19 protein-coding genes and 1 tRNA gene are annotated in these 20,254 nt (G+C 40.4%); 13 read left to right on the top strand and 7 right to left on the bottom strand.

What is annotated here, in order from left to right:
• The first annotated feature begins 2 nt into the window (after positions 1–2).
• Complete coding sequence (locus tag ABWO12_RS05705) at positions 3–764, top strand: amidohydrolase (protein WP_353087808.1); 762 nt, start codon at positions 3–5, stop codon at positions 762–764.
• A 2-nt stretch (positions 765–766) separates the two neighbouring features.
• Here ABWO12_RS05705 and ABWO12_RS05700 read toward each other — a convergent pair whose 3' ends face one another.
• Both ABWO12_RS05700 and ABWO12_RS05695 read right to left on the bottom strand, forming a co-directional pair.
• Positions 767–2,368 carry an Ig-like domain-containing protein gene (locus ABWO12_RS05700; protein ID WP_353087807.1) on the bottom strand — a complete coding sequence of 534 codons (1,602 nt, stop codon included), beginning with the start codon at positions 2,366–2,368 and terminating at the stop codon, positions 767–769.
• A gap of 76 nt (positions 2,369–2,444) precedes the next feature.
• Complete coding sequence (locus ABWO12_RS05695) at positions 2,445–3,125, bottom strand: ComF family protein (RefSeq protein WP_353087806.1); 681 nt, start codon at positions 3,123–3,125, stop codon at positions 2,445–2,447.
• A gap of 84 nt (positions 3,126–3,209) precedes the next feature.
• Here ABWO12_RS05695 and ABWO12_RS05690 point away from each other — a divergent pair, with 84 nt between their 5' ends.
• Entirely contained in the window at positions 3,210–4,754 is a 1,545-nt protein-coding gene (locus ABWO12_RS05690; protein ID WP_353087805.1) for a glycine--tRNA ligase, read from the top strand.
• Positions 4,755–4,805: 51 nt separating this feature from the next.
• Here ABWO12_RS05690 and ABWO12_RS05685 read toward each other — a convergent pair whose 3' ends face one another.
• Positions 4,806–5,129, bottom strand: a complete 324-nt coding sequence (locus ABWO12_RS05685; protein WP_353087804.1) for an ArsR/SmtB family transcription factor — start codon at positions 5,127–5,129, stop codon at positions 4,806–4,808.
• A gap of 464 nt (positions 5,130–5,593) precedes the next feature.
• On the opposite strand from ABWO12_RS05685, the gene ABWO12_RS05680 reads away from it, so the two are divergent.
• The 7 genes from ABWO12_RS05680 to ABWO12_RS05650 all read left to right on the top strand — a co-directional run bounded on the left by ABWO12_RS05680 (position 5,594) and on the right by ABWO12_RS05650 (position 13,272).
• Entirely contained in the window at positions 5,594–6,601 is a 1,008-nt protein-coding gene (locus ABWO12_RS05680; RefSeq protein ID WP_353087803.1) for a LytR/AlgR family response regulator transcription factor, read from the top strand.
• Between the two features lie 41 nt (positions 6,602–6,642).
• Positions 6,643–7,305 (top strand): response regulator, encoded by a 663-nt coding sequence (locus tag ABWO12_RS05675; RefSeq protein WP_353087802.1) that lies wholly within the window; start codon positions 6,643–6,645, stop codon positions 7,303–7,305.
• 114 nt (positions 7,306–7,419) lie between these two features.
• A complete protein-coding gene (locus tag ABWO12_RS05670; protein ID WP_353087801.1) occupies positions 7,420–7,809 on the top strand; it encodes a hypothetical protein in 390 nt (129 codons plus the stop codon).
• Between the two features lie 219 nt (positions 7,810–8,028).
• On the top strand, positions 8,029–10,047 hold the full coding sequence (locus ABWO12_RS05665; protein ID WP_353087800.1) for a sensor histidine kinase: 2,019 nt from the start codon (positions 8,029–8,031) through the stop codon (positions 10,045–10,047).
• A gap of 244 nt (positions 10,048–10,291) precedes the next feature.
• Complete coding sequence (locus ABWO12_RS05660) at positions 10,292–10,513, top strand: hypothetical protein (protein ID WP_353087799.1); 222 nt, start codon at positions 10,292–10,294, stop codon at positions 10,511–10,513.
• A 395-nt stretch (positions 10,514–10,908) separates the two neighbouring features.
• On the top strand, positions 10,909–12,585 hold the full coding sequence (locus ABWO12_RS05655; RefSeq protein ID WP_353087798.1) for a tetratricopeptide repeat-containing sensor histidine kinase: 1,677 nt from the start codon (positions 10,909–10,911) through the stop codon (positions 12,583–12,585).
• Between the two features lie 18 nt (positions 12,586–12,603).
• On the top strand, positions 12,604–13,272 hold the full coding sequence (locus ABWO12_RS05650) for a DNA-binding response regulator (RefSeq protein WP_353087797.1): 669 nt from the start codon (positions 12,604–12,606) through the stop codon (positions 13,270–13,272).
• Between the two features lie 3 nt (positions 13,273–13,275).
• Here the strand turns inward: ABWO12_RS05650 and thiL are convergent, their stop codons facing one another.
• Together thiL and lepA are read right to left on the bottom strand one after the other, a co-directional pair.
• Complete coding sequence (gene thiL / locus ABWO12_RS05645) at positions 13,276–14,325, bottom strand: thiamine-phosphate kinase (RefSeq protein ID WP_353087828.1); 1,050 nt, start codon at positions 14,323–14,325, stop codon at positions 13,276–13,278.
• Between the two features lie 274 nt (positions 14,326–14,599).
• Positions 14,600–16,396, bottom strand: coding sequence for a translation elongation factor 4 (lepA, locus tag ABWO12_RS05640; protein WP_287785102.1), 1,797 nt, complete (start codon positions 16,394–16,396; stop codon positions 14,600–14,602).
• 377 nt (positions 16,397–16,773) lie between these two features.
• On the opposite strand from lepA, the gene dusB reads away from it, so the two are divergent.
• Positions 16,774–17,763: a tRNA dihydrouridine synthase DusB gene (dusB, locus tag ABWO12_RS05635; protein WP_353087796.1), complete on the top strand. Its 990-nt coding sequence runs from the start codon at positions 16,774–16,776 to the stop codon at positions 17,761–17,763.
• On the opposite strand, the gene ABWO12_RS05630 is transcribed toward dusB, so the two are convergent.
• Both ABWO12_RS05630 and rbfA read right to left on the bottom strand, forming a co-directional pair.
• Positions 17,760–18,959 (bottom strand): ABC transporter permease, encoded by a 1,200-nt coding sequence (locus tag ABWO12_RS05630; protein ID WP_353087795.1) that lies wholly within the window; start codon positions 18,957–18,959, stop codon positions 17,760–17,762. The genes dusB and ABWO12_RS05630 overlap by 4 nt on opposite strands.
• The gene (gene rbfA, locus ABWO12_RS05625; RefSeq protein ID WP_353087794.1) at positions 18,960–19,352 is read right to left on the bottom strand and encodes a 30S ribosome-binding factor RbfA; all 393 of its coding nucleotides are present in this window, start codon (positions 19,350–19,352) and stop codon (positions 18,960–18,962) included.
• Between the two features lie 102 nt (positions 19,353–19,454).
• On the opposite strand from rbfA, the gene mce reads away from it, so the two are divergent.
• The 3 genes from mce (at position 19,455) to ABWO12_RS05610 (ending at position 20,194) form a co-directional block, all read left to right on the top strand.
• Positions 19,455–19,856: a methylmalonyl-CoA epimerase gene (gene mce, locus ABWO12_RS05620; protein ID WP_353087793.1), complete on the top strand. Its 402-nt coding sequence runs from the start codon at positions 19,455–19,457 to the stop codon at positions 19,854–19,856.
• Positions 19,857–19,966: 110 nt separating this feature from the next.
• Positions 19,967–20,040, top strand: a tRNA-Ile gene (locus tag ABWO12_RS05615).
• Positions 20,041–20,086: 46 nt separating this feature from the next.
• Positions 20,087–20,194 (top strand): GIY-YIG nuclease family protein, encoded by a 108-nt coding sequence (locus ABWO12_RS05610; protein WP_353087792.1) that lies wholly within the window; start codon positions 20,087–20,089, stop codon positions 20,192–20,194.
• The last annotated feature ends 60 nt before the right edge of the window (positions 20,195–20,254 follow it).

Here is a 20,254-nt window from a genome sequence, read left to right as displayed (position 1 = left end):
CGATGCAAGTAGCCTTAGTTCAAACCGCTTTGGAATGGGAAAATCCCAGTAATAATCGAGCTTTATTGGATAAAAAATTAAGCGCTATTTCGCCACATACCGATTTAGTAGTTTTGCCCGAAATGTTTACGACAGGCTTTACGATGCATCCACACCACTGCGCCGAAACGATGGAAGGTCCTACCATCAAATGGATGCAGCGTTGGGCGCAACACTTACAAGCAGCTCTTGTAGGCAGTGTAGCTATCGAAGAGAACGGTTTGTATTATAACCGATTACTTTTTGTTACTCCAGCGGGGAATGTTTTGAATTATGACAAAAAACACCGCTTTGCCTTAGCGGGAGAAGATCAGGTGTATGAAGCGGGAAAACACCGTTTGTGTATTGATTATAAAGGATGGAAAATTTGTCCTTTCATTTGCTACGACCTTCGATTCCCAGTGTTCTCACGCAATACAGAGGATTATGATATATCGCTATATGTGGCAAATTGGCCAGCGCCTCGAATTCAAGCTTGGGATGTGCTTTTGCGGGCCCGTGCAGTCGAAAATATGTGTTATACCCTTGGCGTCAACCGCGTTGGAATCGACGGCAACGGGTTGGAATACCCCGGACATTCGCAAGCCATCGATTGCTTTGGAAACTATCTTTTGTCGCCTCAACCCACAGAAGGGCTATACACGGTAGTATTGGATAAAGAAAAATTAGTAGATTCTCGATTACGATTTCCGTTCTTAAACGATCGCGACCCCTTTACTGTATAGCGTCAAGGCCCTAAATCAATGGTCTGTTCAGCATCCCAATTCATTCGAACTTCAATGGGCTCGGGATAATAATAGACTTCTTCGCTTTGTTTTAACTCCATAAAGTTGCCTGGAGTCCACTTTCCATCCTTGTCATCGTCATAAATTATACGTACCGTAAAGGTGTTGGGTTGAATCAAATCAAAGGAAAAATAAGACGATTTATCGCTATATGACGAAGCTAAAAGTTTGCCCTGACTGTCCGTCAGTTCTACGAGTATCGGAAAACGCTTGGCATTTTTAAGATTGAGTTTCAAATTCCCGTAATCAGCATAATCGCCCGTATTGGTATTCAGTTGTAGCGTGTCGTTTTTTTGTTCAAACCAATCCGTTAGAGCGCCGGGTAAAGCCGAAAATTTGTATTTTTCTTGAGGTTCTTTGTCAAAAAGCACGGCCAAGGTATTGCGGTATTCACTATACTGCAACGTAAACTTCACCTCAGAGGAATCTTTTCGTACTAAGCGCATCAAACTCGAATCCCATTTTTTAAGCGGATTAGACGGCTTGATGAACAAGGTATCCCTAAAGGGTAAATTTCCTCCTGGACCAATCCCTATTTGAAGGCTGTCTTTTTTGGCATCTTTCACTTTAAACCCAAAAGTTTTTTGATACGCATCTTTTTGAAGGTGTAACGAAAGAGAATCTCCTTTGGTAGCGTTGAACCAAACTTCTGCCGAGTCTTTTCCAGCCAATTTCACCAAGCGATGGGGAATTACCTCATTTCCTTTTTGAAGTTTCAAGGAAGCCTTAGCAATAGCGCCTTGAAAACCAACCAAAACACGTGATTTCTTAATGTGCGATGTCGAAGTAATGCGTAAATCCCGCTGAGGGCTGAACAATTCAAGTTGGTAAACAGTATCGTTGGGAATACGAACAAAATCGCGTTGGAAACCAATTTTTTCAGTTTGGGGATCAAAACGATTGTTTTTGTTGAGGTCTTTTATGGCAACCAATCGGTAGGTGCCCGATTTTAGGTTTTCCAAACGCACTACTTTGGCACTATCTAGTGAATTGGCAACATATTTGGGTGCTTTTTTAAACACGATCGAGTCGGTGTAATTGGCATCCACTTCATAGAGCATAACCGACACAAAATTGTCGGTTTTCCGTTCGAGAGCATCTTTAATTTTTACCCCCAAATGCAAGGTGTCAATGGCGGGACCTGTAGAGAAGACAAAGCGAAATTGCTGGTACGGATTTCCTTCGTTATTGTCTTGAATGCTTTGTCCAAAATTGAAACTATACGTGGTATTGGGTTGTAAGGTGTCTTTGATTTTTACTGTAAGGATTTTACTCGGGTTTTGAGGAGTCACCTCAGGAGCTGTATTCATCGGAGGCGAAACGACCAATTGCTTTTCCAAATCCTTGAGCTTAACATATTCATCAAATTGCAGTTTTATGATATTGCCCGAAAATTGGGTGCTAAAATTCTTAGGAAAACTCGAGACCAATTGCGGTGCGAGCGAATCTTTTGGCCCTCCAGTAACATTCCCACGACGAGCACAAGAAGGCATCCAACCGATGAGGGTGATAAGAAGAAGGGTGAATACTACTTTTTTAAACATAAATGCCTGTAATTACACCGCAAAGTAACAATTATAATTGGGGAAGCGAAAATCTTTTTGAGGAGATTTAACGAATTTATTGACTCATCGCCATACAGACAATGCTAATTTTTGCGCCTGGAATTTTCAAAAGTTCACGGGCACAAGCTTCCAAGGTTGACCCTGTAGTGATGACATCGTCGACCAACAGAAAATGGTTGTGGTGAAAGGCTTCTGCATTACGAAGACCAAAAATTTCATGTACCACTTCCGATCGGCCTACTATCGATTTCTTCGTTTGCGTTTTGGAATACAATTGCCGCACGAGTAAGGTGCGAAGGCAGGGAATACCCAACCGTTCTGCCAGTGCATCGGCATAGGAATCAACCTGATTGAAACCCCTTTGCCGCTGTTTCCGTGGATGCAATGGAACTGGAATGATGAAATCGGGATATGGCGATGGAAAATTTCGTTGTAAAACCCCGCCATGCCAATGACCGATGGCTGCCCCTATAGTTTCTTGTCCTTTGTATTTTAGGTGGTGAATGAGTTCCTGCACAACCCCTTTTTTGTGAAAATACAACAAGGCTCCACCATATACCAGCGGGATACGACCATAGAATTTTCGTACGACTTCATTGTCCTTTTGCAGATGGTGCAGGGTTTGCGGAAGGTCATGCCGGCATCGGGTGCAAATCACAAATTCTTGATGGAGTAAGAGTGCTTGACAGGCAGCGCAAGTTTCGGGATAAAATAGGCGAATAAAATGCGATAACATAGGCTTATAATTAAAAAAATAAAGATATAAAAAACACGGTAATCCTCATCGCTACAAGGCAGTTTTTTATATTTTTGCACCACTATGGCAAAACAAGAAGATATTTTCAAAAATGTAGTTTCGCATGCAAAAGAGTACGGATTCATCTTTCCGTCGAGCGAAATTTATGACGGATTAAGTGCCGTCTACGATTATGCACAAAACGGTGCTGAATTAAAGAAAAACATTCGCGAATATTGGTGGAAGGCAATGGTGCAAATGCACGAGAATATTGTGGGGATTGACGCGGCCATTTTAATGCACCCTACCACTTGGAAAGCTTCGGGGCACGTTGATGCTTTTAACGATCCTCTTATTGATAACAAAGATTCCAAAAAACGCTACCGCGCCGATGTTTTGCTGGAGGATTATTGCGAAAAATTACAGCAAAAAGCGCAAAAAGAAATCGACAAAGCCCGCGAACGTTTTGGCGAATCCTTTGATGAACAACAGTTTATCACGACGAATGGACGTGTCGTGGAATATTTGTCCAAAAAGAAATCCATTCTAGAACGCATGGCCAAGGCGTTGGATAGTGGCGATTTGGAAGATGTTAAAGCCTTGATTGAGGAACTGGAAATTGCCGATCCTGAAACAGGTTCAAAAAATTGGACCGAAGTACGTCAATTTAACTTGATGTTTGGCACCAAATTGGGCGCCTCTGCCGAAAATGCGATGGATTTGTATCTACGACCCGAAACGGCACAAGGAATTTTTGTCAACTTTTTAAACGTACAGAAAACAGGGCGCATGAAAGTCCCTTTTGGGATTGCGCAAACCGGAAAAGCGTTTCGTAATGAAATCGTTGCACGACAATTTATTTTCCGAATGCGAGAATTTGAGCAAATGGAAATGCAATTCTTTGTGAAGCCTGGAGAAGAGATGAAGTGGTATGATTACTGGAAAGAAACCCGACTTAAATGGCACTTGTCGTTAGGATTGGGGGCAGAAAACTACCGTTTTCACGATCATGAAAAATTAGCGCATTACGCCAATGCAGCTGCCGATATCGAATTTAATTTTCCTTTTGGCTTTAAAGAATTGGAAGGAATACATTCTCGCACCGATTTTGACCTGAAAGCACACGAGCAGTATTCGGGTAAAAAATTACAATATTTTGACACCGAAGAAAATAAAAACTATGTTCCTTATGTGGTGGAAACCTCGGTTGGTTTAGACCGTATGTTCTTGGCCGTATTTTCTAAAGCCTTGCAAGAGGAAACGTTGGAGGACGGCAGCACGCGAACAGTTTTGCGTTTGCCCAGTGTGTTAGCCCCAACCAAAGCTGCTGTATTGCCTTTGGTTAAAAAGAATGGATTGCCTGAGATTGCCCGTTCTATTATCGAGGATTTAAAATGGGATTTTAACGTAGCCTACGATGAAAAAGATGCTGTGGGTCGTCGTTACCGTCGTCAAGACGCTTTGGGCACCCCCTTCTGTATTACCGTAGATCACCAAACGCTAGAGGATCAAACTGTGACGCTTCGTCACCGCGATTCTATGGTGCAAGATCGTGTAGCTATTAGCGCGCTTCGGGGAATTATTTTAGAAGAAGTATCCATGCGCAATTGGTTGATGCGAACGAAATAATAAAGAAATCAAATAAAAAAGCGGCTCGTTTCTATGAATGAGCCACTTTTTTTATGCCTCTTCCTCCCGTGGGAGCATAATGTCAGTGAGCAAAAAGTCTTTCACCTTGTCCCACGTTTTTACATTCAGGGAGTAGTAAATGTTATTTCCTTTGGACTTCCCTTTGATCAGTTTAACGCGTTTCAATTCCGATAAGTGTTTGGAGACCGTAGATTGGGCTAACGGCAGTACTTCTAAGATTTCGCCACAGGATGAAGCAGGGGCTTGCATCAAAAACTGTAAAATTTTCAATCGTGCGGGATTTCCCATTGCCTTTAATATGTCGGCTAAATCGTTGATTTTAAATGAAAAACCCTGCGTTTTAGTGATTCCCATATCGCTAAGTATAAATTTAAAATTGCGGTTCGCGTTAAACGTTGCCCTAAAGGTAATGCAAATCGTTCAAACGAAAAAAAAACCGCCTTATTTTCATCCGTTAGTTTGTTTATAAAGTTGTTTAAAAATACTGTTTACAAGGCTTGAGGGGTAGCTGTTATAATTTCTATATTCATATATGTAAAAATAGCCTTTTATGTAAAGGGTATTTGAACGAAGTTTTGCAGATAAAAGAAGTTATTTCTTACAAACAAGACCCCTTTCGTCGACCTTTTTATCCGTTTGCCTATTTTTCAGGTTTGTGGTAACCGATGGTCGATTTCGGTTGTTTTTTGTAGAGCCATTCTTTTATTTTAGCCTTTGCGAGCCCCTGCAAACAGCGAAACTTTTAGTTTTTAGATTGTCATAGACTTAACCGCAATTCCTTTTGGAACACACTAGTGCTTTGCTCAAAAAGTAAAGCTTTGAAGACCATTTCCTTTGTAGTATTGGACGATGATCCCCAGCGGATGCAAAAAACAGCAGCCGTTGCGGGAGGATTTCCATTTATGGTCTTTTTAGGATCGGCAGGATCGGCTGATGAGGCTTTGGATTTGGTGCTAGACGTTCGTCCTGACGTCGTTTTTTTAGAAATTGAACCCGAAGAACCCGAAAATGGATTGTCTTTGGCGTTAATCAGTGAATGGTATCGGTATCTCGTTCAAGTACCCCAAGTAATCGTTACCACCAAAAATGACACCCTTTGTTTGCAAGCCTTTAAGTACGGGGTTTTCGACTATTTTACGCATCCGGTAACGACGTCTGAACTCCGAAAAACCCTTTTGCGCTTGGAGAAAACCATGGGGTATACGCTACGCCAACCTGCAGCTGTGCCAGTAACGCCTGTTGCTACACCGGTTGTACAATCGCATGCAGCGGCTCCTACCGTTTCCAATACGGAAATAGTTCCACCTATGGCGCTTGAAGAAGCCACCACAGAAGGCGATGAAGCAATTGAAAATGAGACTCTAGAAGCGACAGAAGTCATTCCTGAAGAAACACCTGAAGAAGCCGACACTACCGAGGAACCATCGGTTACTGTGGCTGTAAATCCAGCTACGGCAGTTGAAGTCAACACCCCCCAACCGCTGGTGATTTGCGTGAAATCGTATGGCGATTATCGCTACATCGATGCCGATGAAATTTGTTATTTGCAAGCCGATAACAATTCGACCGACATCCATTTGAATACGGGTGAAATGATTACCGCATTTAAAACCTTAAAGCATTTTGAAGGGGTATTGCAACCGCCTTTTATTCGTATTCATAACAGTTATATTGTCAATACAAAGTATATTGGTCGAATTCATACTGGAAATTCGGTGTGTCACTTGAAAAATTCGACGGTAAAATTGCCGTTTTCTAAGTCTTATAAAGACAATATCGACCTCATAATCAATCAAATTGCTTCAGGAAACTATTTGGAGATTTAAGGAATTTTTCTTTTTTTTGTAGTCTAAAAATAGTAAACGCCATGACCATAAATGTACTCATTGTCGATGACCACAAATTAATTATTGAAGGGTATAAAACCATTTTTTCCAACAATCGCTTAGGGGCAGAAATCGTTGTCAGTGAGGCTACTACCGCCACACAAGCCGTAGAAATTTTGAAAGCATCCGCCTCCGAAAAGGCATACGATGTCGTTATTTTGGATTATACGCTACCCGTTTGTGAAACGTATCATATTCAAAATGGTTTCGATCTGGTTCACTATGTTCGAACCTATCAACCGCTGGCCAAATTAATGATTCTAACGTCCCACTCGGAAGCGCTTATTTTGTACCGTGTAATCATGGAGTCCCGGGCAGAAGCCATTATGATAAAAAGTGATTTTTCTTCCATGGAATTGTTGGACGCCTTTGAAAATGTATATCAAGGAGGTACCTGCTACACCAAAACGGTAGCCGCTTTAAAACAGCAATTAAATGCCGATTACAAGGTGTTGGACGGCATCAACCGGCAAATGATTGCCATGCTGGCACAAGGGTTTAAAACACGCTATATCATGGATCAATTGGGACTCTCCAAAAGCGCCATTGACAAGCGAAAGGCTCTTATTCGGGAGTATTTTGCCATTGAAAAAGGGAATGATGAAACCATAGTGCAAATCGCACGGGAACGAGGATATATTTAAATTTTAACAAATTATACACTTTTTGCACACCTGAGATGGCAAATTGCCTTGGTATCTTTGTCTACGATTTGAGAATGAAAATGATGTTGTTGTTGGAATCAAATACTTTACGCCATGATAAAATACGTTCTAATTGGATTTTTTGCCATAGTATTTAATGTACTTCCCGTTCGATCACAAGCCCCTTTAGACTCCGGGAAAATAGTAGTTCGGCTGGTTTTCATGACCGATACATTACAGTTACATTTTGATTCAAAAGCGATTTGGGCGCAAGCGTGTCACGATTTGGATTTTTCCATTGCTGACTTTCCGTGGTTCCTTACGCCCGAAACTGGCATCGTTCCCACGGTTCTTGTTACGCTTTATGAATGGAACCCAATATGGGTCTTCCCGTATACGCTGTTTGGATTTTGGAAGCGCTACGGACCCATAGCTTGTGAACTGGAATGTATAACGCATGAAATCAATACGTTGTGGTACGGTGATAAAATTGCTTCACGTTAAATTTTAACAAAATGTACACTTTTAGTGTAACAATAGTTAAAAAATAGCCTTGTAATTTTACCATGTACAAGCACTTAAAATTGGGTTTCTGCCGATACTATGATAAATCCCCTCACTCGGAATTTACTGTTGTCACTTTCGTTAATTCTGTTGTATACGCCCGGATTCTTTATTTTTTCTACGCCTTTCCGAGTAGGGGATTTTTATTTATTTGTTAACTTGAGCGGATTAATCCGCTTTTTTTATAGACTTATGCGATACGTTGTTTTGATTAGTTTTTTACTCGTTTTAACCACCTGTAGTAACCCACAAAAAAAGGAAGGACCAAGTCCTCAAACCTTACTGAAGGTGGATAGTCTCTTTAATGTTAATAATAGAAGTTCCTTGGAGCCTGATTTAGTGCGGAAAAACTTGGACGAAGCCATAAAAATCATAGGCACAGCGGGAGATTCACTTACCCAAGAGTACAAGTTTAAAATATTGTGGAACAGTTTTTTTTGTTTGAAAAGTAAACACCAAAAGTACATTGCGGATTTTGAGAAGTATTGTAAAATGTATCCTAGGGATTCGGTTCTTACAGGAAGGTTGTATTTAGCAAGGGGAAGGTATTTTATAAGTATTGATGAGTCTGATAAAGGATTTTCAAATTATTACAAGGCTGAAAAAGTTTTTACAAGAATAAAGGATAAACAAGGTTTGTGCGAAACATATTTGAGAATGTCCGAAATGTTGGCAATTTTAAATGATTATACAGTAGCCGAGCACTATTTAAATAAGGCAGAAGAAATTTTAAAACAATTGAAGGATTCTCAAAAATATAGAAGATTAATTCTTATCAAATCATCAATTTTAAATAAACATTATAAGTACGATTCTTCAATAAAATTATTACAAGATGCTTTAAATAATGGGATAAATGATATTGCTTTTGAAAACTTTGATAGAGTTCAATTTAAAAAGGCTTTGATGTTAGCTTATAGTTTTAACAAAATGTATAAAGAAAGTCATCAATTAATGAATGAATTAAAAAATGATAAATCAAGTGGAGATATAAATTATGAATTGATAGTAGATATCCAGAACAAGATAAATATTATAAATAATTATGATGCAATTTGGGATTATGAATATTATTTAAAAAAATGTAAAGGATATAAAAATCTAGAGTTACTTATATATTTTGACTACGCCGATTATTTATTATCTATCAAATCAATTGATAAAGCGAAACAAATAGCTCATCGTACATACGAATTATGTAAAAATGGATCATCGCCATTTGGTCATTTGAATTCATTAGTGTTGTTAGGCAGAGCAGATCCTTCTCAACGTCTTTTCGCTATAACAGAATACGATCGTGTAATCGATGAACTTTTGTTGAAAAAACGATACCAGCAAAATAACTTTTACAAAATACAGCTGGAGACCAATCAGTTGGCCTTGGCTAAAGTCAAAACCGAGCGCCAACGTAACCAATTGATGTGGGGACTACTTGGCGCCAGTTTGTTGTCGCTGATCATTTTCCTAATTTACCGCAATCGATTGTTTCAATTGCGTCATGAAATCAACAAAAAAAATCAAAAAAGCAATGCGCGTATTGAAGAGTTATTGGTCAAAAATCAAGAAATCGAAGCCCAAACCCGCAAGCATCTGCTGCGGGGTATTGCTATGGAAATTCACGACAATGTGCTCAACCGCTTGGCCAGTACCCGGTACCAGCTTTTTAAATTGCATTTTAAGCAAGACAAGCAAACGCTACACGAAGCCATGGAAGGTATCGATCATATACAACAAGTGGAAAACGAATTACGTTTGTTAACCCATAACCTTACCAACGAAAGTCAATCGGCGACCATTTCTTTACTTTCTATGATTCAAGAGTTGATCGATATCCATCATGAGGTATACGATCAAGAAGTAGAGTTTACTGTATCCCAATGGGATTGGGAACAGTTGCCCAATGAAACTAAAATTAATTGTTTGCGCATCGTACAAGAGGCCTTACTCAACATCACCAAACATGCCAAAGCGACCCGAATATCGATTCAATTTATTCACGATACTCATTATTTACGATTTCGAATTTCCGACAACGGGAAGGGCATGGAAGCCGTTAAAACAATAAAGGGCATAGGCTTAAAAAATCTAGAAGAACGCGCTCAAATGATGGCCGCCAAGATAGAGGTTTATTCAACCCCTGCCGAGGGCACAACCTTGCAAATCACACTGCCGATATAATTTAAACAATTGAAATTCAATGTTTTAGAGCATAAAATAGCCTTATTTTTACCTGTTTTTTAAAAAACGTGCATTCACCCAAATTTGAGCTTCATTCACTCACAAACAGCCATCATTCACTATATATAGGCGTGAGGCTATCAATTACCTCACAATGCTCTAGTAGTTTTACATCGTGAAAGTCCCAAATGTATTGGCTTTACGAAACTAAAAAGTCTAACAAAAACTATTAAAGCATACAATTATGAAAAAGTCAGCAATTATTTCAGTAATGTTTACAATGATGATGGTATTAACTTCATTTAGCACTCCATCAGGAATAGGAGGAACTCGTGGAACTGGCGGAGGTGGAAAAAATCCAACCGATGGAACTCTTTCTGTAGGTGGTGAAAACAATACAACTATTGGAACTCTATCTGTTGGTGGTACTGGCGGTGGTGGAAAAAATCCAAAAGGAACTATATAAATTTTTCACACTAAATATATTGGTGTAAATAATTATCAAATTTAAATAAATATCAAAATCCGCAATACTGCGGATTTTTTTATTTTTGTATATTTAATTACAATTTTTAACAGAATATTCAATTGTCAAAGTATATAACATTAAGTTATGTTTTAATTCTAATCAACTTTGGGTTGATTAATGCAAATAATAATTTCTTATTGTTTAATAATGGGTTATTGGCTAAAGATTCTACTTCAATAAGTAATTTAAAGTTAGAAAAATTAAAAGAAGATTTTTTGAATAAGAATTGGGTAAAATTTAATAAAACATATTCAGAATTATTAGCCAAATCAATTAAAAGAAAGGATACTTTTTTAATAGCAAATTGCTATAAGTTTAAGGCAAGTTATTTCATGATGCAAAATCAAAATGATAGTGCTTATACATATTATCTTAGAGCTGAAAAAAATTTTAAAAAATTAAAAAATAATCTAGAGTTAGCAAAAGTATATTTAAATAAAAGTGTAGTACAATACAATGTTGGTGATTTTTCAGGGGCTTCCTTAAATGCGTCAAAAAGCTATTTTCTCCTAAAAAACTTACCTAAGTCAGAATTACTATTGTATCAGATCCTAACGATAAGTGGGAATATTGCAAATGAATTAGGAGAATATGAAAAGGCTCTTGATTTTCATAAAAAAGCACTTGAAATAGTTAAGACTAATGATTTTAAAAATGACCAACCTAACATTGGTGTATGTTTGAATAATATTGGAAATACCTACAAAAATAAGGGGGAGTATAAAAAAAGTATTGATTATTTTCAAAAAGGATTAAAGGATGATAACCTAAAAAATGATCCCGAACTTTTGGCACTATTGTACGACAATTTGGGGTACTCTAAACTAAAGTTAAAAAAATATGATGATTTACCCAATGTATTTTTTAAAGCAAAAAAAATATCCGATAGTTTAAATTTTATTTCAACATCTATTTTTACTGTTATTCACTTGTCTGAATATTATTCAACTGTAGGTCAACCTGCAAATGCTATAAATTATGCTAAAATTGCTCTTTTTAAATCTAAAAAGGAGAATTTTTCAGCGGGTGTTTTAGTTTCATTAAAACAGTTATCATTGGTTGATAAATTGAATTCCTCTAAATATACAGAATCGTATATAAAACTGAGCGATAGTCTTCAAACTGTAGAAAGAAATTCAAGAGATAGATTTGCTAAAATCGAACTCGAAACCGACGAAATCCTCCAACAAAAAGACTCCCTCGAGAAGAAAAACCGAAATATCCTCAACTATTTTATAGGAACTATTGCCGTAGGCGGGCTGTTGTTTTTTATGCGGGCGCAACGAGCGAAGAGTCGTGAATTATTGCTGCGGCAAGCACAACAACGCGCCAACGAAGATATTTACCGCTTGATTATTTCGCAGCAAAACAAACTTGAAGAAGGACGTGTGCTCGAGAAAAACCGAATCGCCAAAGAACTCCACGACGGTGTGCTCGGACGCCTCTTCGGTTTGCGCCTCAACCTCGACGGACTCAATCACCGCAATGATGAAGATGCTATTCATCAACGCATTCACTGCCTTGAAGAACTCAAAAATATCGAGCAAGACCTACGGGAAATCTCCCATGAGCTGAGCCGAGAAAAATATGTACTCGTCAATAACTTTGTCGCCATCGTCAACAACCTTCTCGACGAACAGGCCAAAGTTAATCCAGCGAAACTCAATGCCGTAATTAGAGAAAACATCGATTGGGACCAACTAAACAACACCACCAAAATCAACCTATACCGAATTTTGCAAGAGAGTTTGCAAAACATCAACAAATACGCCAATGCCAAAACCATTAAAGTTGAATTTCGTAAAGATAAAAAAGGTAATTTAGTGCTCAACATCACCGACGACGGCGATGGATTTGAAGTCGATAAAAAAAGTAAAGGCATCGGACTGAAAAATATTGTGACACGAACCCATGAGAGCAACGGAATTATTGAAATTAAATCGGCACCTGGAAAAGGAACCCGCATCAGTATTACCGCGCCCCTCGAACATAAAAATATTAAAAGCTAACCCCAATTTTCCGCAAATATGTCCCAAAAAGTCAATATTCTTATCGTAGACGATCATCCCTTTATTATTCAAGGGTACAAAAATGTGATTAATCTATTTCCCGATAAATCGATAACGTTTCAGTTTTTTGAAGCGACCGATTGCCGCTCGGGTTATGACATTATTATGCAAGCCAATGAACCCTATGATATTGCGTTTCTCGATGTAAGTATGCCCGAATATGAAGAGAAAAACATCCATACAGGAGAAGATTTGGCCAAACTTTTAAATGCCGAAATGCCCCAGTGCAAAGTGGCGTTGCTCACCATGCATTCGGAATCCCTTAAAGTGCAATCCATTATCGATGAGATCAATCCCTTAGGTTTAGTCATCAAAAACGACCTTACCTTTGACAATATGATTTTGGCCTTGACTACCATTTTGAAAGGGGAAACGTATTACAGCGATTCGGTGATTAAATTCCTAAACAACCAACAAAAAGAGAAAGTATATGTCGATGTCATTGACCGCCAAATTTTGCATTATCTCAGCAAAGGCATCAACTACGACGACATTCCGTTATACATTTCCATCTCATCCAGTTCGGTGAAAACCCGCAAAGAAAACATGAAAGAATTACTCAATATTTCGGGAAGTGACGATGAAACCTTAGTGGCCATCGCTAAAGAACGCGGTATATTACTCTAGGCTTTAGGCTTCGTAGAGGGCGTTCCAACCGCGCGCCTTCATGGCAATTTTGGTCTGGGCTCGGGTCACCAAATGCATGCCTTCCTGCGCGGCAGTCATGTGTCCGATGACCGTTAAGTTCGGATTCCCTTTGATTTTATCAAAATCAGCGAGGTTGATGGTAAACAACAACTCGTAATCTTCACCGCCATTGATGGCCAAGGTTGTGCTGTCGACATTAAATTCTTCACACGTACTGATAAATTGAGGGTCAAGCGGCAATTTGTCTTCAAATAGATTACATCCCGTTCCGCTGTTTTTACACAAATGAATGAGCTCCGACGAAAGTCCGTCCGAAATGTCAATCATCGAGGTGGGTTGCACCTCCAACTGCGCCAACAAGCCCTTGATATCTGTACGCGCTTCGGGTTTTAACTGCCGTTCAATCAAATACGTATAGTTGTCTAAATCGGGTTGGTTGTTGGGATTCACTTGAAAAACTTGCTTCTCGCGTTCCAGGACTTGCAACCCTAGATAAGCTGCGCCCAAGTCGCCCGTCACCACAATCAAGTCGTTTTCTTGGGCACCGCTACGATACACCAACTCGTGCTCTTGCGCTACACCCAAGGCCGTAATCGAAAGAATCAACCCTTTTTGCGATGAGGTGGTATCGCCGCCAATAATGTCAACGTTGTAGGTTTTGGCCGCCAAGCGAATTCCTTCGTACAATTCCTCTAAAGCTTCTAAGGGAAAGCGATTGGAAACGGCGATGGAAACCGTAATTTGCGTTGGCGTCGCGTTCATGGCACACACATCCGACAAATTGACGACCACCGCTTTATAGCCCAAATGTTTCAACGGCATATACGACAAATCAAAATGAACACCCTCCACAAGTAAATCGGTAGTCACTACAGTTTGGGTGTTTTCAAAACGTAAAACTGCGGCATCATCGCCAATTCCTTTGTGCGTAGAAGACTGACCCACCTCAATATTTTGTGTGAGGTGAGCGATTAAACCAAATTCGCCAAATTGCGATAAGGGAGTTCGTTGTGGGGATTTGTCTTCCAGCATGATTCGTACCATTTTAGGGGGCAAAGGTACGATAAGCCCGTTCGATTTCCAAGTTGAAATTGCAGGCATAACGGGTTTTGAAAACGACTCGTGTATTCAGCCCCGATCGCAGCGGCATCCTCTGGAGCTTCCTTGGTAAAGGAGCGCCAGAGATAAAGCGGAGAGCGGGAGGATACGACCTTTTGCGCACAGGCCGCTGCTGCCCATAAAAAAAGTCCGGCGAAAACCGAACTTAATTTATAATGTATCATTTAGAATTTAGAATAGTTGAATGTTAGTCGTTCAACTTCAACACCGCCATAAATGCCGACTGTGGAATTTCGACATTCCCTACCTGGCGCATACGTTTTTTACCGGCTTTCTGTTTTTCCAACAATTTACGTTTACGCGAAATATCTCCTCCGTAACATTTGGCCGTTACGTCTTTACGCAAGGCTTTGATGGTTTCACGGGCGATAATTTTAGCGCCAATCGCGGCTTGAATCGGAATATCAAATTGTTGTCTTGGGATCAATTCGCGCAATTTCTCGCACATTTTCTTCCCAATATGGTACGCGTTATCTTCGTGAATCAAGGCCGACAAGGCATCTACAGAATTGGCATTCAACAGCACATCCAATCGCACCAACTTCGACGTACGCATCCCAATCGGGTGGTAGTCAAACGACGCATATCCTTTGGAAACCGTTTTCAAGCGGTCGTAAAAGTCAAACACAATCTCCGCCAACGGCATGTCGAAGTTCAACTCCACACGCTCCGTGGTTAAATAGGTTTGATTGGTGATAATCCCGCGTTTTTCGATACATAAACTCATTACATTTCCTACGAAATCCGACTTCGTGATGATCGTTGCTTTGATATACGGTTCTTCCACACGATCCAATTTTGACGGCTCGGGTAAGTCCGACGGATTGTTCACAATAATCGGCGTTTCGGGCTCTTTTTTGGTATAGGCCAAATACGATACGTTGGGTACCGTAGTGATCACCGTCATGTTGAATTCGCGTTCCAAACGTTCCTGGATAATTTCTAAGTGCAACATGCCCAAGAAACCGCAACGGAAACCGAAGCCCAAAGCGGCCGAACTCTCGGGGGCAAACACCAGTGAGGCATCGTTCAACTGCAATTTTTCCATGGAAGCCCGCAAATCCTCGTAATCCTCGGTGTCCACTGGATAAATTCCCGCAAAAACCATCGGTTTTACATCTTCAAATCCTTGAATCATTTGCGTAGTTGGCGTTTTGGCGTCGGTAATCGTGTCGCCCACTTTTACGTCTTTCGCTTCTTTAATTCCCGAAATCAAATAGCCTACATCCCCGCATCCTATTACGTCTTTGGGGACTTGGTTCAATTTTAAGGTGCCCACTTCATCGGCAAAGTATTCGTTGCCCGTCGACATGAATTTGATTTTCTGCCCTTTACGGATTTCCCCATTTTTCACCCGGAAAATAACTTCAATACCGCGAAACGGATTATATACCGAGTCAAAAATCAACGCCTGTAAGGGTTCGTCCTTGTCGCCTTTGGGAGCTGGAATGCGCTCCACAATGGCTTCCAAAATTTTATCGACGCCAAAGCCCGTTTTTCCAGAGGCATGAATAATATCCTCCAATTTACAGCCGAGCAAGTCCACAATGTCATCGCTCACCTCTTCGGGATTGGCACTGGGTAAGTCTACTTTATTGAGTACAGGAATAATTTCAAGGTCGTTTTCCAAAGCCAAATACAGGTTCGAAATCGTCTGCGCCTGAATGCTTTGAGCCGCGTCTACTATCAACAACGCGCCTTCACAAGCAGCAATCGAACGTGAAACCTCATACGAAAAGTCTACGTGACCGGGCGTGTCGATCAAATTTAAAATGTATTTTTCTCCTTTATAGGTGTATTCCATCTGAATCGCGTGACTCTTTATAGTAATCCCACGTTCCCGCTCCAAATCCATATTGTCCAAAAGCTGCGCCTGCGCCTCGCGTGCCGTTACCGTTTGCGTCGAGTCCAATAAGCGATCGGCCAGCGTACTTTTTCCGTGGTCAATGTGGGCAATAATGCAAAAATTCCGAATGTTCTTCATCGTCAATAGTCCTTTTTTTGTAGCGCAATAATTTAAAAATTCAAAATTTCTAATTCAAAATTTCTAATTCAAAATTTAGAATAATAGTTAGGGCGCTCTCGTCGTTCCTCCTCACCGGGCTTTCCGCAGTACGCGCCTGCCTCACGGCTACGGCGGGGTACTTTGCTTCAATCCCTAGCGCAACAACGTGCAAATATAGTTTAAAGTTTACAATTTTGTGGGCCTCACTAGGGAATAGAAGCGTTTGTTTTTGTGTGTTTTTTTATCTTTATGATTGATTAACAAATGTTTAGCACTAGGATTAATTGCTTTTCCTTTGGTTTTCACAAGATTAATTCCCTAATAGTACTATTTTTGCACTCAGAAAAACCACCTGTATGCCCAAAATTGGTCCTATCGAACTCCCTGATTTTCCGTTGTTACTCGCGCCTATGGAGGATGTGAGTGATCCGCCATTTCGTCGATTGTGTAAAATGCACGGCGCCGATTTGATGTATTCGGAGTTTATTTCCTCCGAAGGCTTAATTCGTGACGCCATTAAGAGCCGGATGAAACTGGATATTTTTGATTACGAGCGTCCGATAGGGATTCAAATTTTTGGTGGTGACGAAGAGGCAATGGCCATGAGTGCCAAAATTGTTGAAGCCGTGGAGCCTGATTTATTGGACATCAATTTTGGTTGCCCCGTAAAGAAAGTAGTGTGCAAAGGTGCCGGCGCCGGGGTGTTAAAGGATGTCGATTTGATGGTGCGGTTAACCAAAGCCGTCGTCAAAAGCACCCATTTACCCGTTACCGTAAAAACCCGTTTAGGTTGGGACGAGAGTTCGATCAATATCGATGAGGTTGCCGAACGATTGCAGGATGTTGGCATTCAAGCCTTGACCATTCACGGACGCACACGCGCCCAAATGTACAAGGGCCATTCCGATTGGACGCATATCGCACGGGTCAAAAACAATCCGCGTATTCATATTCCGATATTCGGTAATGGTGATATTGATTCTCCCGAGAAAGCCTTAGAATATAAGAACAAATTTGGATTGGACGGCATCATGATCGGTCGAGCTGCTATTGGCTATCCTTGGATTTTTAACGAAATCAAACATTTTTTTCAAACCGGGCAACACCTGCCGGTTCCTACGCTGGTTGATCGGGTGGAAGCCGCACGCAACCACTTGCTTTGGTCCATGGAATGGAAAGGGGAACGCTTGGGCATTGTAGAAATGCGTCGCCATTATACCAATTATTTCAAAGGCATTCCCAATTTTAAAGAATACAAAAATCGCTTAGTCACCACCGATGATCGCGAAGCCCTACTTGGGGTTTTTGAAGAAATTATTGAGTCGTTTTCTGGCGTAGTATTTTAATCCAACATTTTCTCGGAAACGCGACTGCTAGCAATACCACTCGAAATCATTCCCAAAACGATAACAGTAAGCCATACTAAGGCCAAATTTTCCCAATGAAATTCGATGGGATAGGCCAAGGTTTCGGTAATCATAATGAGTTGGTAGTGCTGTTGCATCACCACCAATACCGATCCGAGGATGAGGCCCACCATTCCCCCGAAAATACTCAAAAGTGTTCCTTGTAAAAAGAAAATTTTCCGTAATTGAGGCAAGGTTACGCCCAAACTGAACAAGGTTTTTAAATTATTTTTCTTGTCCAAAATCATCATGATTAAAGCGCCTGCTAAACTAAAAAGCGCCATAATGATGACGAGGGTAAATATAAGGTACACCGCAACATTCTCCGAGTTCAACATTTTGTACAATGTTTCATTGAGTTGTGCCCGGTTTTTGACCGTAGTGTTTGGAATATATTTTTCGAGAGCAGCAACTACTTGTTCTTCCGATGCGTTAGGATGCAGTCGAATCTCGAGGTTGGTAATTTCATTGGGTTTTAATTGTACCACTGCTTGCGCCAACCGTAAGTCGGCAAACACATAACGGTTGTCCATTTCTTCATTAATGGCATAAATCCCTACCGGATAAATGCGTTCTATGATAAAGGAGTCCTCGGGATTTAATCCCAAATCGCCACGACCGGGTTTGGGAGCATACACTTCAAAAGCATTTTGGTAATCCATGAGTCCCAACGACAGTTTTTCAGAGAGTCCGTACCCTATAACGACTTGATAGCTATTGGGTTCGAGCCACTGTCCGTTGAATAATTTTTCAGGCGTTTTTGAGACGCGGCCAAACTGTGCATCGACGCCTTTGAGAAAAGAAAATTGCGTTTTTCCATCAAATAAAAACATAACGCGTTTTTCTACAACCTGACTAAAATGGGATACTCCCTCAATGTTTTTTATTTTTTGTGCTTGCGCTGGCGTGAAGGTAAAATGGGTGCCCGATTTCGGAAAGACTTTTAAATCAGGATCCAAATCATTTGAAAAAGAAAGGCTAAAGGTGCGTAGTCCACTAAAAACGGAAAGCACCACAAACAAGGCCATCGCGCCCACGATCACACTCAAGGAAGCAATACCCGTAATGATATTGATAGCGGTGTTTTTACTGCGTGAAAACAAATACCGACGGGCGATGTAGAGCGAAAGGTCCACTTACGATTTTTTGCGTTTGGCTAAAAGGTCGCGGTTTTCAATAGGATTTTCCTCACCCGCTAGAGCGCGGTCAATTTTTTCGATGTATTCTAAGGAGTCATCGATATAAAAAAGCAAGTTGGGCACTTTGCGCAACTGCAACTTCACCCGTTGCGATAAATCGTGTTTGATCAAAGGGGTATTGGAACGAATTCCTTCCAGAATTTCGGGCCCTTTTTCGGCGGGAAAAATGCTGAGAAAAACTTTCGCAATAGACAAGTCCGTGGTTACATTGACTTTGGAAACCGATATAATCAAATTGGCAATACCATTTTTACGAACTTCGCCTTGCAAAATATCGACCAAGTCTTTTTGCAATACGGTTCCTATTTTTTTCTGTCTATTTGATTCCATGCGACAAAAATACAATATTAATCGTAATTTGCTTTCTGACTTTTACGACAAAAATACGGCTACCTTTTGGGGTTTTAATATCTTTGTTGGAAAGAAATAAAAATGCAAAAAATAGAACACATCGGAATTGCTGTAAAATCGCTCGCAGCATCCAACCCCCTTTTTGAAGCCTTGCTGGGCGTGCCGTGTTATAAAGAGGAAGAAGTGAGTAGTGAAGGCGTAAAAACTTCTTTTTTCAAGAACGGTCCCAACAAAATTGAACTCCTAGAAGCGACCCGCCCCGACAGTCCTATTGCCAAATTTATCGAAAAAAAAGGTGAAGGGATTCATCACATTGCTTTTGATGTGGCCGATATAGAAGCCGAAATGAAACGGTTAACTGCAGCAGGATTTGTATTGCTCAACGAGCAGCCTAAGCGCGGAGCCGATAATAAATTAGTGGTTTTTCTTCATCCCAAATCGACCAACGGCGTTTTGATTGAGTTGTGTCAAGACGTAGGGTGATGTTAACTCCAAAAAAGTATTGCAAGAAACTATAATAAATAGTAATATTGCATCGCTGAATGCTTGACGGATGACAATATGTTTATTCTCTAGCTAGTAATCAGCTCATAGGTCCTATAGCTCAGTTGGTTAGAGCACCTGACTCATAATCAGGTGGTCCTTGGTTCGAGCCCAAGTGGGACCACAAAAGTGCCTTTACGGCACTTTTTTTATTAAATGAAGTATATGCCATGCCTTATTGTTACATATTATATAGCCCTTCACAGAACACATATTACACTGGTTTCACCCAAACCGATTTAACAGAGAGAATCTCCACACACTATTCTGGTTTTTAGATCAATACATATTCTTCAGTTTGTATTGATTGTTCGCTATAGTTGAGTATTGAATCCAAT

The organism is Flavobacterium sp., assembly GCF_040379285.1.
Taxonomy (GTDB): domain Bacteria; phylum Bacteroidota; class Bacteroidia; order Flavobacteriales; family Flavobacteriaceae; genus Flavobacterium.
The sequence above is the reverse complement of the archived record's forward strand: the minus strand, read 5'-3'. Positions and strand labels throughout refer to the sequence as shown.

Excerpts from the sequence above, each read along its gene's own strand:
- ABWO12_RS05705 (WP_353087808.1), top strand. The coding sequence starts at position 3 with ATGCAAGTAGCCTTAGTTCAAACCGCTTTGGAATGGGAAAATCCCAGT.
- ABWO12_RS05700 (WP_353087807.1), bottom strand. The coding sequence starts at position 2,368 with ATGTTTAAAAAAGTAGTATTCACCCTTCTTCTTATCACCCTCATCGGT.
- ABWO12_RS05695 (WP_353087806.1), bottom strand. The coding sequence starts at position 3,125 with ATGTTATCGCATTTTATTCGCCTATTTTATCCCGAAACTTGCGCTGCC.
- ABWO12_RS05690 (WP_353087805.1), top strand. The coding sequence starts at position 3,210 with ATGGCAAAACAAGAAGATATTTTCAAAAATGTAGTTTCGCATGCAAAA.
- ABWO12_RS05685 (WP_353087804.1), bottom strand. The coding sequence starts at position 5,129 with ATGGGAATCACTAAAACGCAGGGTTTTTCATTTAAAATCAACGATTTA.
- ABWO12_RS05675 (WP_353087802.1), top strand. The coding sequence starts at position 6,643 with ATGACCATAAATGTACTCATTGTCGATGACCACAAATTAATTATTGAA.
- ABWO12_RS05670 (WP_353087801.1), top strand. The coding sequence starts at position 7,420 with ATGATAAAATACGTTCTAATTGGATTTTTTGCCATAGTATTTAATGTA.
- ABWO12_RS05660 (WP_353087799.1), top strand. The coding sequence starts at position 10,292 with ATGAAAAAGTCAGCAATTATTTCAGTAATGTTTACAATGATGATGGTA.
- ABWO12_RS05655 (WP_353087798.1), top strand. The coding sequence starts at position 10,909 with ATGATGCAAAATCAAAATGATAGTGCTTATACATATTATCTTAGAGCT.
- ABWO12_RS05650 (WP_353087797.1), top strand. The coding sequence starts at position 12,604 with ATGTCCCAAAAAGTCAATATTCTTATCGTAGACGATCATCCCTTTATT.
- thiL (WP_353087828.1), bottom strand. The coding sequence starts at position 14,325 with ATGCTGGAAGACAAATCCCCACAACGAACTCCCTTATCGCAATTTGGC.
- lepA (WP_287785102.1), bottom strand. The coding sequence starts at position 16,396 with ATGAAGAACATTCGGAATTTTTGCATTATTGCCCACATTGACCACGGA.
- dusB (WP_353087796.1), top strand. The coding sequence starts at position 16,774 with ATGCCCAAAATTGGTCCTATCGAACTCCCTGATTTTCCGTTGTTACTC.
- rbfA (WP_353087794.1), bottom strand. The coding sequence starts at position 19,352 with ATGGAATCAAATAGACAGAAAAAAATAGGAACCGTATTGCAAAAAGAC.
- mce (WP_353087793.1), top strand. The coding sequence starts at position 19,455 with ATGCAAAAAATAGAACACATCGGAATTGCTGTAAAATCGCTCGCAGCA.
- ABWO12_RS05610 (WP_353087792.1), top strand. The coding sequence starts at position 20,087 with ATGCCTTATTGTTACATATTATATAGCCCTTCACAGAACACATATTAC.